This window comes from Streptomyces sp. NPDC026659, from assembly GCF_040638245.1.
GTDB lineage: Bacteria > Actinomycetota > Actinomycetes > Streptomycetales > Streptomycetaceae > Streptomyces.
Genome location: NZ_JBEZXY010000011.1, coordinates 77,276 through 93,374, shown reverse-complemented (window position 1 = coordinate 93,374; position 16,099 = coordinate 77,276). Strand labels below are relative to the sequence as shown.

The following is a 16,099-nucleotide window of genomic DNA, read 5'->3' as shown; positions in this document are numbered from 1 at the left end:
CATTACTCGGACTTCCTACTATCTGAGACGGCGCGTCGGGCCGGACCGGGCTGACCTGCGCTTTCGCGCGCCCCGCCTCAGCCGAGGACGAACGGCAACCGCGCGGCCAGGGCACCGAGCCGGGCCCTCTCCCCGGCCGTCGGGGCGCGGCGGCCCGTGCCGAGCAGAAGGGCGTCCGTGTCGGACATCCCGGCGGGGAAGGGTTCGCCGGTGATGCGCTCCAGGAGGGCACGGGAGGCTGCCAGGCCCTCGGCGGGCGGGGGCGGCGCGTCCGGGAGGTGGGCGACGAGGTCCAGGTGGTGGAGGGTCCATTCCAGGACGTACGCCGAGAGGTAGTCGGCGGTGGTGAGGACCTGGTCCTGGGTGGTGACCCGGGTGGCGGGGTCGGCGAGCCGAGCCGCGCGGCCCGCCGCCGAGCCCACGTCGTCCAGGTGGAACCTGAGCAGGGCGGGGTCCTCGTAGGCCGCCGCGAGCCGGACGGTCAGGGCGTCGAGGGGGTCGTCGCCGGTGGGCGGGGTGTGGGTGACGGTCCAGTAGGTCGCCGCGTCGTGGGTCGGGGGCGTGTCGGCGGGCGTGACCAGGGTGATCAGGACGTCCTGGGCGTCGACGACCAGGTGGCACACCAAGTCGCGGACGAGCCAGCCCGTGCAGCCGGAGGGGCGGGCGAAGTCCGCGTCCGGGAGGGCGGCCACCGTCTCGCGCAGCGCCGTCCAGGAGAGGGAGAAGGGGTCCATGGCGCGGGACGCTAGCAGTGGCCGGGTATGGGGGGCGGGCGCCGGCAGCGGCCGGGTACGGGAACGGCCCGGGAGACCCCGACTCGTGGTCGGGGTCTGCCGGGCCGGTTCACCGGGAAGGTCAGCCCATGTGCGGGTAGCCGTACTCGGTCGGCGGGACCAGCGTCTCCTTGATGGCGCGGGTCAGGGTCCAGCGCATCAGGTTCTGCGGGGCGCCGGCCTTGTCGTCGGTGCCGGAGGCGCGACCGCCGCCGAAGGGCTGCTGGCCGACGACGGCGCCGGTGGACTTGTCGTTGATGTAGAAGTTGCCCGCCGCGTAGCGGAGCTTCTCCATCGTGTACGCCGCCGCCGCGCGGTCGTTGGCGATGACCGAGCCGGTGAGGGCGTAGTCGGAGACGGACTCCATCTGGGTCAGCATCTCGTCGTACTTGTCGTCCTCGTAGACGTGGACGGCGAGGAACGGGCCGAAGTACTCGGTGCGGAACACCTCGTTCTCCGGGTCGGTGCACTCGACGACGGTCGGACGGACGAAGTAGCCGACCGAGTCGTCGTAGGTGCCGCCCGCGACGATCGTGCAGGTGGGGTCCTGCTGCGCGCGGTCGATGGCGTCCTTGTTCTTGGCGAAGGAGCGCTCGTCGATGACCGCGCCGATGAAGTTCGACAGGTCGGTGACGTCACCCATGGTCAGACCGTCGACCTCGGCCGCGAACTGCTCCTTGAAACCGGAGTTCCAGATGGAGGCCGGGATGTAGGCGCGGGAGGTGGCCGAGCACTTCTGGCCCTGGTACTCGAAGGCACCGCGGGTCAGGGCGGTCTTCAGCACGGCGCGGTCGGCGGAGGGGTGCGCGACCACGAAGTCCTTGCCGCCGGTCTCGCCGACCAGGCGCGGGTAGGCGCGGTACTTCTCGATGTTGTTGCCGACCGTCTTCCACAGGTACTGGAAGGTCTTGGTCGAGCCGGTGAAGTGGATGCCGGCCAGGTCGCGGTGGTTCAGGGCGACCTCGGAGACCGCGATGCCGTCACCGGTGACCAGGTTGATGACGCCCTTGGGCAGACCGGCCTCCTCCAGCAGCGCCATCAGCAGCACGGCGGCGTGGGTCTGCGTGGGGGACGGCTTCCAGACCACCACGTTGCCCATGAGGGCGGGCGCGGTGGGCAGGTTGGCGGCGATGGCCGAGAAGTTGAACGGCGTGATCGCGTAGACGAAGCCCTCCAGCGGGCGGTGGTCCATGCGGTTCCACACGCCCGGGGAGTTGGCCGGGGGCTGCTCGGCCAGGATCTGGCGGGCGTAGTGCACGTTGAAGCGCCAGAAGTCGACGAGCTCGCAGGGGCTGTCGATCTCGGCCTGCTGGGCGGTCTTGGACTGGCCGAGCATGGTGGAGGCGGCGATGGTCTCGCGCCAGGGGCCGGCCAGCAGCTCGGCGGCGCGCAGGATGATCGCGGCGCGGTCGTCGAAGGACATCGCGCGCCAGGCCGGGGCGGCGGCCAGAGCGGCGTCGACGGCGTCCTGGGCGTCCTGGGTGGTGGCGTTGCGCAGGGTGCCGAGGACGGCCTTGTGGTGGTGCGGCTGGACGACCTGGAACGGCTCGCCGCCGCCCATCCGCTTCTCGCCGCCGATGGTCATCGGCAGGTCGACCGGGTTCTCGGCCAGCTCCTTGAGCTTGGCCTCAAGGCGGGCCCGCTCGGGCGTGCCGGGGGCGTAGCCGTGCACCGGCTCGTTGACGGGGGCGGGGACCTGGGTCACAGCGTCCATGGGTTCCGTAACTCCTTGATGTGAGCGGGTGATGGGGGGCTCGGCCGAGCGGGGTGGGGGGGGTTTCAGCCCTTGCTGACCATCGAGCGCAGGAAGAAGCGCAGGTTCGCCGGCTTCTCCGCGAGGCGCCGCATGAAGTAGCCGTACCAGTCGGTGCCGTAGGCGGTGTAGACACGCATCCGGTGGCCCTCGGCGGCGAGCCGCAGGTGCTCCTCGCTCCGGATGCCGTAGAGCATCTGGAACTCGTACTCGTCGAGCTTACGGCCGGCGCGGTGGGCCAGTTCCTGGGCGATGGCGATGAGGCGCGGGTCGTGGGACCCGATCATCGGGTAGCCCTCGCCCTCCATCAGGGTCCGCAGGACACGCACGTACGCCTTGTCGATCTCGTGCTTCTGCTGGTAGGCGACCTCGGCGGGCTCCTTGTAGGCGCCCTTGACCAGGCGCACCCGGCTGCCCGCGGCGGCGAGGCGGCGGGCGTCGGCCTCGGTGCGGAAGAGGTAGGCCTGGATGACGCAGCCGGTCTGCGGGAAGTCCTTCCGCAGCTCCTCGTGGATGGCGAACATCGAGTCGAGGGTGGTGTGGTCCTCGGCGTCCAGCGTCACCGTCGTACCGATGGCGGCGGCCGCCTCGACGACGGGGCGGACGTTGGCGAGGGCCAGCTCGTGGCCGCCGTCCAGCGCTTGGCCGAACATGGAGAGCTTGACGCTCATCTCGACCTTCTCGCCGAGGTTCAGGAGCGCGAGGCGGTCGATCAGCGCGAGGTAGGCGTCGCGGGCGGCGTAGGCCTGCTCGGGGGTGGTGATGTCCTCGCCGACGACGTCCATCGTCAGCTGGAGGCCCCGGGCGGTCAGGTCCTCGATGATCGGGACGATGTCGTCCACGCCCTCACCGGGGATGAAGCGGTCGACGACCTGCTTGGTCACGGGCGCCGCCGTGACGAGACGGCGCATCCGGTCGCTGCGCGACGCGGCGAGAATCACAGGACCCAGCACGGGGCACCTCCAACAGCACAAGCACCAAGCCGGCCGTCGGCCGACGATGCGGCAACGGCGCGGAGAACCACCGTGAAACCTAAGGATCTCTCCGATGGTCGGCCATCGACAGCTGTCACGCATCCGTTCCCCCGATCTCAGACAGATGTATGAAGGCCCCTCGGATATGCGGCAGAATGCCCGGGTGGCGGCGGATACCGGATCGTTTCACCGAGGCGACTACCAGGAGCTGGTGGACGAGATCTCGGAACTGCTGGACGCCCCGGCGACCCTGGAGAGCCGGGACTTCGAGCTGATCGCCTTCGGGGCGTACGACAGCGAGGGCGACCTCGATCCCACGGCCCTGGACCCGGTGCGCGCCCGCTCGATCCTGACCCGGCGTTCGACGGCGGCGGTGCGGGCGTGGTTCGAGGGCTTCGGCATCACCCGCGCGACGGCGCCGGTGCGTATCCCGCCCACTCCGGAGGCCGGGGTGTACCGGGGCAGGATCTGTCTTCCGGTACGCCATCGGGGTGTCGTCCTCGGTTACGTGTGGCTGCTGGACGACGATCCGGGCCCGACCGATGCCCAACTGGCCGCCGCCATGCAGGTGACCGGCCGGATCGGCGCGCTCCTCGCGGACGAGGCGCGGGCCGGTGCGGGGCTCGGCCGGGAGCTGCGGGCGGTGCTGACCGCCGGGGAGGGCTGGCAGCGGGACATGGCGGTGACCGAGCTGCGTACGGCGCTCGGTCCGCGCGCGGACGGCCCGCACACCGTGGTCTGCGTGGCCCCCTGGCCCTCGGCCGACCCCGACGACGCCCCCTCGGTCCGTACGGTCCCGCACGCGACCGCGCTGTGCACGGTGCCGTGGGGTGCCACCGGGCAGAGCCTGGCGGTGCTGGTGCGGCTGCGCAGTACGGACGTGACGGCTCCGGCGCTGACGGCGGCGGCGGCGCGGCTGGTGCAGGAGGCGGAGGGCGGGGGCCCGTCCGGCGTCCGGGTCGGGGTGGGCATCGGCGATCCGCGGACCGGGATCGCGGAGCTGGGGACCATCTGGCGGGAGGCGTCGGCCGCGGCGCGGGCCGCGCTGGCCGAGCCGAGGTTCGGGCCGGTCGCCCAGTGGCGCGGGATCGGGCCGTACCGGCTGCTGACCACGCTGCCGCCGAGCGCGGTCCAGGACCCGGTGGTGCTGCCGCTCCTCTCCCCCGCCCACCAGGAGCTGGCCCGCACCGCCGAGGTCTATCTCGACCGCGCGGGCCAGGCGGGCCGGGCCGCCGCCGAGCTGGGCATCCACCGGCAGACGCTGTACTACCGGCTGTCCCGGGTGGAGCGGCTGACCGGTCTCGACCTGGACGACGGCGAGGACCGGCTGCTGCTGCACATGGCGCTGAAGCGGGCGCGGCTGGGCTGAGGGGTCAGCCCTTCTGGGCCGCTGTGATGATCTGGCGCAGCCCCTCGGTGAGGCGGTCGGCGGTGGGCGCGGACTTGGGGTCGAAGGACCACTGCGCGATGAGGCCGGTCATGAGAGTCACGTAGAACGCGCCGAGGGTGTCCGCGGTCTCGTCCGTGACGTCCTCCTCGCGGCCGCCCATGAGCAGCGGGATGAGGCCGCGCCCCGCCTCCCGCTGGGCCGTGGCCAGATGGTCGCGGACCTCGGGCATCTGGTCGCCCATGGTCACGACCTCCATGCTGAGCCGCCAGATCGAGCCCGGTTCACGCATGGTGCCGATGATGTTCGACCACACCTCCTCGAACCGCTCGGTGGAGCCGGGCGGCGTGGCGCTCTCGCCGGTCGCCTCCCCCTCGAACGTGTCACCCATCGCCTCGACGAGGGAGACGTACGCCCGCGCGAGCAGCGCGTCCTTCGAGCCGTAGTGGTAGCCGATGGAGGCCAGGTTGGTGCCGGACTCCTTCACGATGTCGCGCGCCGTGGTGCGGCCGAACCCCTTGGCCAGCAGGCAGCGCTTGGCGCCTTCGAGCAGATCCTCACGGTGTCCCATGCCGGTCAGCGTACCCGGGGCCATACAAGCGTCCTAGACGCATGACTTATACAGTCGTCCTAGACAAGCGTTTAAGACGCGCGTACATTCCTCGGCATGGTGAATCCGACGAGCACCACCCCAACCCCCTTCCAGGACAAGCCCGTTCGCGCCGGACGCCGCGAGTGGACCGCGCTGGGCGTGCTGATGCTGCCGCTGCTGCTGGTCTCGATGGACGTCTCGGTGCTGTACTTCGCGACCCCCGCGATCAGCGCCGACCTCCGGCCGAGCGGCACCCAGCAGCTGTGGATCTTCGACATCTACGGCTTCGTCCTGGCCGGGCTGCTGATGACGATGGGCGCGCTCGGCGACCGCTTCGGCAGCCGTCGGCTGCTGCTGGCGGGGGCCGCCGCCTTCGGCGCCGCCTCCGTCCTCGCCGCCTACGCCGACAGCGCGGCGACCCTGATCGCGGCCCGCGCGGTGCTCGGTGTCGGCGGCGCGACCCTGATGCCGTCGACCATGGCGCTGCTGCGCACGATGTTCACCGACCCCGGCGAGCGGGCGAAGGCGATCGGGCTGTGGTCCGGGGTGATGACCGGCGGCATCGCGCTGGGCTCGGTGATGAGCGGGGTCCTGGTGGAGCACTTCTGGTGGGGCTCGGTCTTCCTGGTCAACCTGCCCGCGATGCTCCTGCTGCTGGTCCTCGGCCCGGTCCTGCTGCCCGAGTCGCGGAAGACGGCCTCCGGCCACTTCGACTGGCCGAGCGTGCCGCTGTCGCTGGCCGCCGTCCTGCCCGTGGTCTACGGCCTCAAGGAGATCCCCTCCGAGGGCTGGCATCCGCTGTACGTCGTCTCGGTGACGGTGGGTCTGCTCTTCGCCGCGCTCTTCGTCCACCGTCAGCGCACGGCCGCCGCGCCGCTGGTGCCGCTCACGCTGCTGCGGCGGCGGGGCTTCACCCCGGCGGTGGTGCTGACGCTGGTGTCGGCGTTCGGGATGCTGGGCTCGGCCATCTACACCACGCAGTACCTCCAGTCGGTGCTGGGCAAGAGCCCGCTGTCGGCCGCGCTGTGGAGCCTGTTGCCCTCGGTGCTCATCGGGGTGGCGGGGCCGGTGACCGCCGCGCTGGTCGCCCGGGGCGCGGACCGGGGCCGGGTGGTCGCCGCCGGGTTCGCGGTCTCCGCCGTCGGGTACGTCCTGCTCGCGTTCACCGGCACCGACTCCCTGTGGCTGGTCCTTGCCGGGGCCGGGGTGCTGGCCTGCGGCGCGGTGATGGTGATGTCGCAGCTGACCGACCTGGCGATGGGCACCGTCCCGGTGGAGCGGGCGGGCACCGCGTCCTCGCTGCTGGAGACGGCCACGGAACTGGGCGGGGCGCTCGGGATGGCGTTCCTGGGCTCGGTCGGCGCCGCCGTCTACCGGCACGGGATGCCGTCGGACGCCCCGGGTCCGGCGCGCGAGACCCTGGGCGGCGCCCTGGCCACCGCCGCCCGGCTGCCGGGCCGTACCGGCGAGGCGCTGCTGGCCTCGGCGCGCGAGGCGTTCACCAACGGGATGCAGGCGGCGGCGCTCACCGGGGCGGTGGTGCTGGCGCTCGCCGCGATCGGGGCGGCGGTGACGCTGCGCGGGCTCGGCGCGGAGCAGACCGGCACCGATCAGGACACGGAGCGGGCCGACACGAAGCAGCTCGACCCGAGGTAGGGGGAAACGCCGGAGCGCCGGGCGGACCGATGATCGGTCCGCCCGGCGCTCCGTTACGTGCTCAGACCAGGTTCACCGACCGGGCGGACGTCGCCCCGATCTCCTCGGCCAGCTCGGTCAGCGTGCCGGGCGAGACCGTGTCGTCCACGGTCAGCACGGCCAGCGCCTCGCCACCGGCCGCCGCGCGGGCGACCTGCATACCGGCGATGTTGATGCCCGCCTCGCCCAGGACCCGGCCGACGGTGCCGACGACACCGGGACGGTCCTCGTAGCGCAGGACGACCATGTGCTCGGCGAGCGCGAGGTCGACGTCGTACTCCCCGACGGCCACGATCTTCTGGACGTGCTTGGGGCCGGCCAGCGTGCCGGAGACCGAGACCTCCTCGCCGCCCGCGAGGGTGCCGCGCACGGTGACCACGTTGCGGTGGTCGGCCGACTCGGAGCTGGTGGTCAGGCGGACCTCGACCCCGCGCTCCTGCGCGAACAGCGGCGCGTTGACGTAGGAGACGGTCTCGTCCACCACGTCCTCGAACACGCCCTTGAGCGCGGAGAGTTCGAGCACCTTCACATCGTGCTGGGTGATCTCGCCGTAGACCTCGACGTCGAGGCGGACCGCGACCTCGCCCGCGAGGGCGGTGAAGATGCGGCCGAGGCGCTCGGCGAGCGGCAGGCCGGGCTTGACGTCCTCGGCGATGACACCGCCCTGGACGTTGACCGCGTCCGGGACCAGCTCACCGGCGAGCGCGAGGCGCACCGAGCGGGCGACCGCGATGCCCGCCTTCTCCTGGGCCTCGTCGGTGGAGGCGCCCAGATGCGGGGTGCAGACGACCTGGTCCAGCTCGAAGAGCGGGGAGTCGGTGCACGGTTCCTTCGTGTACACGTCGAGACCGGCGCCCGCGACGCGGCCCTCCTTGAGCGCCGCGTACAGCGCGGCCTCGTCCACGATGCCGCCGCGCGCGGCGTTGACGATCCGCACGGTCGGCTTGACCTTGCGCAGCGCCTCGTCGCCGATCAGGCCGAGGGTCTCGGGGGTCTTGGGCAGGTGGACGGTGATGAAGTCGGAGACCTCGAGGAGTTCGTCCAGGGACAGCACCTTGACGCCCATCTGCGCGGCCCGGGCGGGCTGCACGTAGGGGTCGTAGGCGACGACCTTCATGCCGAACGCGGACATGCGCTGCGCGACCAGGGCGCCGATGCGGCCGAGGCCGACGACGCCGAGGGTCTTCTCGGCCAGCTCGACGCCGGTGTACTTGCTGCGCTTCCACTCGCCGTTCTTCAGGGCGGTGTTCGCCTGCGGGATGTTGCGCGCGCTGGCGAGGAGGAGGCCGCAGGCCAGCTCGGCGGCGGTGACGATGTTGGAGGTGGGGGCGTTGACGACCATCACGCCGGCCTTGGTGGCGGCGGAGACGTCGACGTTGTCCAGGCCGACGCCGGCTCGTGCGACGACCTTCAGCTTCTTGGCGGCGGCGATCGCCTCGGCGTCGACCTTCGTGGCGGAGCGGACCAGAATCGCGTCCACGTCGGCGATGGCGGGGAGCAGCTCGGCACGGTCGGCTCCGTTGCAGTGCCGGATCTCGAAGTCCGGTCCGAGTGCGTCGACGGTCGCGGGCGACAGCTCTTCAGCGATGAGTACGACGGGTTTCGAGCTCACGTGAGTCCTCACAAGTCCAATGCGGACGGCCGTCCCGACGGCCGCTGGCGGTGGAGGGGTGCTAGCCGCGTGGAAGACGCACGACACTGTGGGCCTGACGCGTATGTAGTGGTGCAGTGTAGTGCGACGACGCCCGGCCGACTGTGCCGCTGCGGAAGGATCACCCGGACGGGAAGCGCCGCTTTGTACGGGGCCGGCGTACGGCCCCGCGGCCGCGCGCCCCCGGCGAACGGGGAGCGCGGCCGCGGGGCCCGTCGGTCACGCCTCTTCGTCGACCCAGGACATCAGCTTGCGCAGCTGCTTGCCGGTGGTCTCCAGCAGGTGCTCGGAGTCCTGCTTCTTGTACTCGTCGTACTTCTTCAGGCCGCCGTGGTACTCGTCCATCCAGTTCTTGGCGAAGGTGCCGTCCTGGATCTCGGCGAGGACCTGCTTCATCTCGGCCTTGGTGGCGTCGGTGACGATGCGCGGGCCGGTGACGTAGTCGCCCCACTCGGCGGTCTCGGAGATGGACCAGCGCATCTTCTCCAGGCCGCCCTCGTACATGAGGTCCACGATCAGCTTCAGCTCGTGCAGGCACTCGAAGTAGGCGATCTCCGGCTGGTAGCCGGCCTCGGTCAGGGTCTCGAAGCCCGCCTTGACCAGCGCGGCGGCGCCGCCGCACAGCACGGCCTGCTCACCGAACAGGTCGGTCTCGGTCTCCTCGGTGAAGGTCGTCTTGATGACGCCGGCCCGGGTGCCGCCGATGGCCTTGGCGTACGACAGGGCCAGCGCGAAGCCGTTGCCGGAGGCGTCCTGCTCGACCGCGACGATGCAGGGGACGCCGCGGCCCTCCTCGTACTGACGGCGGACCAGGTGGCCCGGGCCCTTGGGGGCGACCATGCAGACGTCGACGCCCGCCGGGGGCTTGATGAAGCCGAAGCGGATGTTGAAGCCGTGGCCGAAGAACAGCGCGTCGCCGTCCTTCAGGTGCGGGGCGATGGACTCCTCGTAGACCTGGGCCTGGATGGGGTCCGGGACCAGGATCATGATGACGTCGGCCTCTTCGGCGGCCTGGGCCGGGGTGACCACGCGCAGGCCCTGCTCCTCGGCCTTGGCCTTGGACTTGGAGCCCTCGGGCAGACCGACGCGGACGTCGACGCCCGAGTCCCGCAGCGACAGGGCGTGGGCGTGGCCCTGGCTGCCGTAGCCGATGACCGCGACCTTGCGGCCCTGGATGATGGACAGGTCTGCGTCGGCGTCGTAGAACAGCTCGGCCACTGGAACTCTCCTTGATGTGCGGATGTGCGTCCCACCGTATTGCGGCGGGGTGACGGAAGGTCTGGGGGTCTCGGCATCCGGTCGCCGCGCCGGTGTGGCGACGACCGGGCCGGGGGTCACGCCGAGCGGTCGAGGGCGCGCAGCGAGCGGTCGGTGATGGAGCGGGCGCCGCGGCCGATGGCGATCGTGCCGGACTGGACCAGCTCCTTGATGCCGAAGGGCTCCAGCATCTTGAGCATGGCGGACAGCTTCTCGCCCGAGCCGGTGGCCTCGATGGTGACGGCCTCCGGGGAGACGTCGACGGTCTTGGCGCGGAAGAGCTGGACGATCTCGACGATCTGGGAGCGGGTCTCGTTGTCGGCGCGGACCTTCACCAGGACGAGTTCGCGCTGGACGGCCTGGCCGGGCTCCAGCTCCACGATCTTGAGCACGTTGACGAGCTTGTTGAGCTGCTTGGTCACCTGCTCCAGGGGCAGGTCCTCGACGCCGACCACGATGGTGATGCGGGAGATGTCGGGGTGCTCGGTGACGCCCACCGCGAGCGAGTCGATGTTGAAGCCGCGGCGGGAGAAGAGGGCGGCGATGCGGGCGAGGATGCCCGGGGTGTTCTCCACCAGGACGGAGAGCGTGTGCTTGGACATGGTCGTTTACGTCTCTCTCGCTCAGTCGTCCGCGCCGTCGCCGAAGTCGGGGCGGACGTCACGGGCGGCCATGATCTCGTCGTTGCTGGTGCCGGCGGCGACCATCGGCCACACCATGGCGTCCTCGTGGACGATGAAGTCGACGACCACGGGGCGGTCGTTGATGGCGTTGGCCTCCGCGATGACCTTGTCCAGGTCCTCGGGGCGCTCGCAGCGCAGGCCCACGCAGCCCATGGCCTCGGACAGCTTCACGAAGTCCGGCACGCGGGTGCCGCGGGCCTCCGGGTTGACGTCGTCCGGGCCGGAGTGCAGGACGGTGTTGGAGTAGCGCTGGTTGTAGAAGAGGGTCTGCCACTGGCGGACCATGCCGAGGGCGCCGTTGTTGATGATGGCGACCTTGATCGGGATGTTGTTCAGCGCGCAGGTGGTCAGTTCCTGATTGGTCATCTGGAAGCAGCCGTCGCCGTCGACGGCCCAGACCGTGCGGCCGGGCTGTCCGGCCTTGGCGCCCATGGCGGCCGGGACCGCGTACCCCATGGTTCCGGCGCCGCCGGAGTTGAGCCAGGTCGCGGGCTGCTCGTACTGGATGAAGTGGGCGGCCCACATCTGGTGCTGGCCGACGCCCGCCGCGAAGATCGTGTCGTCGGGGGCGAGCTGTCCGATGCGCTCGATGACGGCCTGCGGGGAGAGCGAGCCGTCCCCGGGGCGCTCGTAGCCGAGCGGGTAGGTCTCGCGCCAGCGGGTCAGATCGCGCCACCAGGCGGTGTAGTCGCCCTGGTTGCCCTCGCTGTGCTCCTTCTGCACGGCCTGCACCAGGTCGGCAAGGACCTCGCGGGCGTCGCCCACGATCGGCACGTCGGCCTCGCGGTTCTTGCCGATCTCGGCCGGGTCGATGTCGGCGTGCACGATCTTGGCGTACGGCGCGAAGCCGTCGAGCTTGCCGGTGACGCGGTCGTCGAAGCGGGCACCGAGGGCGACGATCAGGTCGGCCTTCTGCAGCGCGGTGACGGCGGTGACCGAACCGTGCATGCCCGGCATTCCCACGTGCAGCGGGTGGCTGTCGGGGAACGCGCCGAGCGCCATCAGGGTGGTGGTGACGGGCGCGCCGGTGAGTTCGGCGAGGACCTTCAGCTCGGCGGTGGCGTGTGCCTTGAGGACACCGCCGCCGACGTAGAGGACCGGGCGCTTGGCGGCGGTGATCAGCTTGGCGGCCTCGCGGATCTGCTTGGCGTGCGGCTTGGTCACCGGGCGGTAGCCGGGCAGGTCCATGACGGGCGGCCAGGAGAAGGTGGTCTTCGCCTGGAGGGCGTCCTTGGCGATGTCGACCAGGACCGGGCCGGGGCGGCCGGTGGAGGCGATGTGGAACGCCTGGGCGATCACCCGGGGGATGTCCTCGGCCTTGGTGACCAGGAAGTTGTGCTTGGTGATCGGCATGGTGATGCCGACGATGTCCGCCTCCTGGAAGGCGTCGGTGCCGATCGCCTTGGAGGCGACCTGGCCGGTGATCGCGACCAGCGGCACCGAGTCCATGTGCGCGTCGGCGATCGGCGTGACCAGGTTGGTGGCACCGGGGCCCGACGTGGCCATGCAGACGCCGACCTTGCCGGTGGCCTGCGCGTAGCCGGTGGCCGCGTGACCCGCGCCCTGCTCGTGGCGGACCAGCACGTGCCGGACCCGGGTGGAGTCCATCAGCGGGTCGTACGCCGGCAGGATCGCGCCGCCGGGGATGCCGAACACCGTGTCCGCGCCTACCTCCTCGAGGGAGCGCACGAGCGACTGGGCGCCCGTGACGTGCTCGACAGGGGCGGCGTGCTGCCCTCCGGATCGGGGCCGCGGCTGCGGATGGTGGGCCCCGGTGGCCTGCTCGGTCATCGGCATTCTCTTCTCGATGCTGAGGGTTTTTGCGAGATTTGAGCGGAGCTGGAGCGCCGCACGAGGGTCGCTCGTGCAACAAAAAACCCCTCGTGCCGGGACGGCAAGCGAGGGGAGCGCGTCGGGGAGGTCGCTGGGGATTTCCGGATCGTCCTCCGGTCGTCCCAGCTCAGCCGACGCGCTTTCCAAGTACGAGAATTCGGGTGCGCATGGCATTGACCCTCCCTCCGGCGCGCACCTACTGTCAAGTGGGTGGGACAGCCGTCTCATTATGTGAGCGGAGGGTGGTGGTACCACCGATCACCGCGGACACGCCCCCGGCGTACACCCCGGCACCCGCGGCAGCGCCCGCGCCCTTGCCCGCGAGGACGGGCTCGCCCCCGGTGTGCGGCACCGGGTAGCGCCCGGCGGCGAGCGCGCGGCGCAGCCGGTACTCGTCCACCGGCCCCGCGAACGCCATGCCCTGGCCGTGGGTGCAGCCCATCGCGCGCAGGGCGACGACCTGTTCGGGCAGGTCCACGCCCTCGGCGACGGACTGGAGACCGAGATCGCCCGCGATCCGCAGCAGCCCACTGGTGATCTTGTGCAGCCGGGCGGACTCCACGACGCCCTCGACCAGACCGCGGTCGAGCTTGAGGATGTCCACCGGGAGCCTGCGCAGTGCGGTGAAGGCCGCGCAGCCGCCGCCGAAGCCGTCGAGCGCGATCCGCACCCCGAGCCTGCTGAGGGCGGTCAGCCGCCGCTCCAGCTCGTCCAGGGAGAGCCGCGGGTCGGTGTCGGAGAGTTCGATCACGAGCGCCCCGGGCGGCAGGCCGTGCCGGGTCAGCAGCGCCTCGATGGTGCCGAGCGGCGGCAGCGAGCGGTCCAGGAGCCGCCGGGCGCTCATCCGGACCGCGACCGGGACGACCAGTCCCCCGGCGGCCCGCTCGGCGGCCTGCTCCACGGCCTCGCGGAGTATCCAGCGCTCCAGCTCGGCCGTCTTGTCGCCGTCGTCCGCGACCCGCAGGAACTCGGCGGGGGTGAACAGCACGCCCTGCGAGGAGCGCCAGCGCGCGTGTGTGGAGACCGACGCGATCCGGCCGTTCTCCAGACAGACCACCGGCTGGTGCAGCAGCGCGAACTCGCCGTCGTGCAGCGCGGCCCGCAGCCGTCCGGCCAGCTCGGCCTTGCGGACGACGTCCTGCTGCATCTGCGGGCGGTACAGCTCCACCCGGCCCTTGCCGCCCGCCTTGGCGCGGTACATCGCCAGGTCGGCGTTGCGCAGCAGCTCGCCCGCGCCGAGTCCCGGCTCGGCGAAGGCGACGCCGATGGAGGCGTTGACCCGGACATCGTTGCCGTCGATGGCGTAGGGCTGGGAGAGGGTCGCCCTGAGGCGGTCGGCCAGCTCCAGGATGTTCCGCTCGCGCGCGGTGCGGTCGCGGGTGCCGTCGCCGGTGATCAGGGCGGCGAACTCGTCGCCGCCGAGGCGGGAGGCGGTGTCCGACTGGCGCACCGCCTCGTGGAGCCTGCGGGCGGCCTGGACGAGGAGCTGGTCCCCGGCCTGGTGTCCGATGGTGTCGTTGACGGCCTTGAACCCGTCCAGGTCGATGAAGAGCACGGCGGTGCCGCGCAGGGCGGCACCCCGGTCGCTGGCCCGGCGCCCGGACAGGGCCTGCTGGACGCGTCTGGTGAACAGGGCCCGGTTGGGCAGGTCGGTGAGCGGGTCGTGCTCGGCGTTGTGCTGCAACTGGGCCTGGAGCCGGACGCGTTCGGTCACGTCTCGGCTGTTGAAGATCAGGCCGCCGTGGTGCCGGTTGACGGTGGACTCGACATTGAGCCAGCCGCCCGTACCGGAGCGGAAGCGGCACTCGATGCGGGTGGTGGGTTCGTCCGGCGGACCGGCGGCGAGGAAGCGGCGTACCTCGTGCAGGACGCAGCCCAGGTCCTCGGGGTGGATGAGCTTGGCCAGTTCGGTGCCGACGAGTTCCTCGGCGGGGCGGCCGTAGACCCCGGCGGCGGCCGGGGAGACGTACCGCAGGATGCCGCTCGGCGCGGCGATCATGATGACGTCGCTGGAGCCCTGCACCAGGGAGCGGAAGTGGTTCTCCTGGTGGGCCAGTTCGTGGGCGAGGGTGATGTTGTCCAGGAGCATGATGCCCTGGCGGACGACGAGCGCGAGGACGACGGCCCCGGCCGTGATCAGCACGACGTGGTCGGGCCTGCGGCCGTTGAGCACGTTGTACAGGATGCCGAGCGTGCACACGGCGGCGGCGAGGTACGGGGTGAGCGCGGCGAGCGAGCCGGTGATCGGGCGGCCCGCCGGGTACCGGACCTGTTCGGCGTCCGGTGCGGGCGGGCGGCCGGAGCCCCCGGTGCGCTGCCCGGGGACGCGGTCACGCGCCGTGCGGGGCTGCTGCCCGTCGGGGCCGTGCGCGTGCTGCCTCGGGGCGGCCCAGGGGGCGTACGCGAGCAGCAGCGAGCCGGCGAACCAGCCCGCGTCGAGCAACTGCCCCGAGCGGTAGTGGCTGTGCAGCAGCGGGGAGGTGAACAGCGCGTCGCACATCACCGTGAGGGCGAGGGCGCCGATCGCGGTGTTCACCGCCGTGCGGTTGCCCGGGCTGCGCCGGAAGTGCAGCGCGAGGACCATGCTGACCAGGGCGATGTCGAGCAGTGGGTACGCCAGCGAGAGCGCGGTGTGCGCGACGCTCGGGCCGTCGAAGCGGGCGGCCTGGGCGAGGGCGAGGCTCCACGACAGGGTGAGCAGCGAGCCGCCGATCAGCCAGGCGTCCAGGGTGAGACAGATCCAGCCCGCCCGGTTCAGGGGGCGTTTGGCGAGGACCAGCAGGCCCACGATGGCGGGCGGCGCGAAGCAGAGGAAGAACAGGTCGGCGTAGCTCGGGCTGGGCACGGTGCGGCCGAGGACGACCTCGTACCACCCCCAGACCGCGTTGCCGAGGGCGGCCATCGCGGAGGAGAGCGCGAAGAGCAGCCAGGCGGGGCGGAAGCGCACCCCGGGGCTGCGGGCGTAGAGGAAGCAGGAGACCGCGGCGATGCCCGCGGCGGCGGCAAGCCCGAAGTCGCCCATGAACAGCGCGACTTGCTTGCTGCCCCAGCCCAGCGCGGCCCCGATGCCGTACGCCCCGCAGATCAGGGCGAGCACGAGCTGCTGGGCCAGGCGGGAGCCCTCGGCGGCGGGCGGCGGGACCGGCCTCGGGGCCTGGGGCGGCTGCGGCGCGCGCAGCACCCCGTCGAGCGCGGTCGGCGTGAGCGAGGGGGGCGCGTTCACCGGGGCCTCCCGGTCCGTGCCGGTCCCCGGTCGGCGGGGAGACGGTGGACGGGCCTCCTGCGGGCGCCCGGCCTGTGGTGCGGTCCGGGCCGTGAGCCGTGGTGCGAGCCGTGGTGCCCGTGACGGCTCGTGTGATGGCCGCGACCGCGCGCGGTCGTGCGCCAGGGTCGCCGCCGGCGGCTCCGCCGCGTCGGATCGTTCGTCCATAGGCCGTGCATCGCCCGTCGCCCCCCTCACCATTCCGAAGTTTCCATCCCCGGCGCCGAACGGTCGGCGGC

At 71.8% G+C, this 16,099-nt stretch carries 11 protein-coding genes; 2 read left to right on the top strand and 9 right to left on the bottom strand.

What is annotated here, in order from left to right; translation table 11 throughout:
• Window positions 1-77 precede the first annotated feature (77 nt).
• From AB0E91_RS25745 to AB0E91_RS25735, 3 genes are all read right to left on the bottom strand, one after another.
• A complete protein-coding gene (locus AB0E91_RS25745) occupies window positions 78-734 on the bottom strand; it encodes a maleylpyruvate isomerase N-terminal domain-containing protein (protein ID WP_361786434.1) in 657 nt (218 codons plus the stop codon).
• A gap of 121 nt (window positions 735-855) precedes the next feature.
• Window positions 856-2,487 (bottom strand): L-glutamate gamma-semialdehyde dehydrogenase, encoded by a 1,632-nt coding sequence (gene pruA / locus AB0E91_RS25740; protein WP_361786431.1) that lies wholly within the window; start codon window positions 2,485-2,487, stop codon window positions 856-858.
• A 65-nt stretch (window positions 2,488-2,552) separates the two neighbouring features.
• On the bottom strand, window positions 2,553-3,479 hold the full coding sequence (locus AB0E91_RS25735) for a proline dehydrogenase family protein (protein WP_361786428.1): 927 nt from the start codon (window positions 3,477-3,479) through the stop codon (window positions 2,553-2,555).
• Between the two features lie 166 nt (window positions 3,480-3,645).
• On the opposite strand from AB0E91_RS25735, the gene AB0E91_RS25730 reads away from it, so the two are divergent.
• Window positions 3,646-4,869: a helix-turn-helix domain-containing protein gene (locus AB0E91_RS25730; RefSeq protein ID WP_361786425.1), complete on the top strand. Its 1,224-nt coding sequence runs from the start codon at window positions 3,646-3,648 to the stop codon at window positions 4,867-4,869.
• Window positions 4,870-4,873: 4 nt separating this feature from the next.
• Here AB0E91_RS25730 and AB0E91_RS25725 read toward each other — a convergent pair whose 3' ends face one another.
• Window positions 4,874-5,458, bottom strand: a complete 585-nt coding sequence (locus tag AB0E91_RS25725) for a TetR/AcrR family transcriptional regulator (RefSeq protein WP_361786422.1) — start codon at window positions 5,456-5,458, stop codon at window positions 4,874-4,876.
• 96 nt (window positions 5,459-5,554) lie between these two features.
• Here AB0E91_RS25725 and AB0E91_RS25720 point away from each other — a divergent pair, with 96 nt between their 5' ends.
• Window positions 5,555-7,135, top strand: coding sequence for an MFS transporter (locus AB0E91_RS25720; RefSeq protein WP_361786419.1), 1,581 nt, complete (start codon window positions 5,555-5,557; stop codon window positions 7,133-7,135).
• Between the two features lie 61 nt (window positions 7,136-7,196).
• Here the strand turns inward: AB0E91_RS25720 and serA are convergent, their stop codons facing one another.
• From serA to AB0E91_RS25695, 5 genes are all read right to left on the bottom strand, one after another.
• Entirely contained in the window at window positions 7,197-8,786 is a 1,590-nt protein-coding gene (serA, locus tag AB0E91_RS25715; protein ID WP_161179540.1) for a phosphoglycerate dehydrogenase, read from the bottom strand.
• A gap of 258 nt (window positions 8,787-9,044) precedes the next feature.
• A complete protein-coding gene (ilvC, locus tag AB0E91_RS25710; RefSeq protein WP_361786416.1) occupies window positions 9,045-10,043 on the bottom strand; it encodes a ketol-acid reductoisomerase in 999 nt (332 codons plus the stop codon).
• A 116-nt stretch (window positions 10,044-10,159) separates the two neighbouring features.
• Window positions 10,160-10,684: an acetolactate synthase small subunit gene (gene ilvN / locus AB0E91_RS25705; RefSeq protein ID WP_018544678.1), complete on the bottom strand. Its 525-nt coding sequence runs from the start codon at window positions 10,682-10,684 to the stop codon at window positions 10,160-10,162.
• Window positions 10,685-10,705: 21 nt separating this feature from the next.
• The gene (locus tag AB0E91_RS25700; protein ID WP_361786412.1) at window positions 10,706-12,556 is read right to left on the bottom strand and encodes an acetolactate synthase large subunit; all 1,851 of its coding nucleotides are present in this window, start codon (window positions 12,554-12,556) and stop codon (window positions 10,706-10,708) included.
• Window positions 12,557-12,800: 244 nt separating this feature from the next.
• Window positions 12,801-15,821, bottom strand: coding sequence for an EAL domain-containing protein (locus AB0E91_RS25695; RefSeq protein ID WP_361786409.1), 3,021 nt, complete (start codon window positions 15,819-15,821; stop codon window positions 12,801-12,803).
• Between the last annotated feature and the right edge of the window lie 278 nt (window positions 15,822-16,099).

Coding starts and splice junctions, on each gene's coding strand:
- AB0E91_RS25745 (WP_361786434.1), bottom strand. CDS start 734: ATGGACCCCTTCTCCCTCTCCTGGACGGCGCTGCGCGAGACGGTGGCC.
- pruA (WP_361786431.1), bottom strand. CDS start 2,487: ATGGACGCTGTGACCCAGGTCCCCGCCCCCGTCAACGAGCCGGTGCAC.
- AB0E91_RS25730 (WP_361786425.1), top strand. CDS start 3,646: ATGCGGCAGAATGCCCGGGTGGCGGCGGATACCGGATCGTTTCACCGA.
- AB0E91_RS25725 (WP_361786422.1), bottom strand. CDS start 5,458: ATGGGACACCGTGAGGATCTGCTCGAAGGCGCCAAGCGCTGCCTGCTG.
- AB0E91_RS25720 (WP_361786419.1), top strand. CDS start 5,555: ATGGTGAATCCGACGAGCACCACCCCAACCCCCTTCCAGGACAAGCCC.
- ilvN (WP_018544678.1), bottom strand. CDS start 10,684: ATGTCCAAGCACACGCTCTCCGTCCTGGTGGAGAACACCCCGGGCATC.
- AB0E91_RS25700 (WP_361786412.1), bottom strand. CDS start 12,556: ATGACCGAGCAGGCCACCGGGGCCCACCATCCGCAGCCGCGGCCCCGA.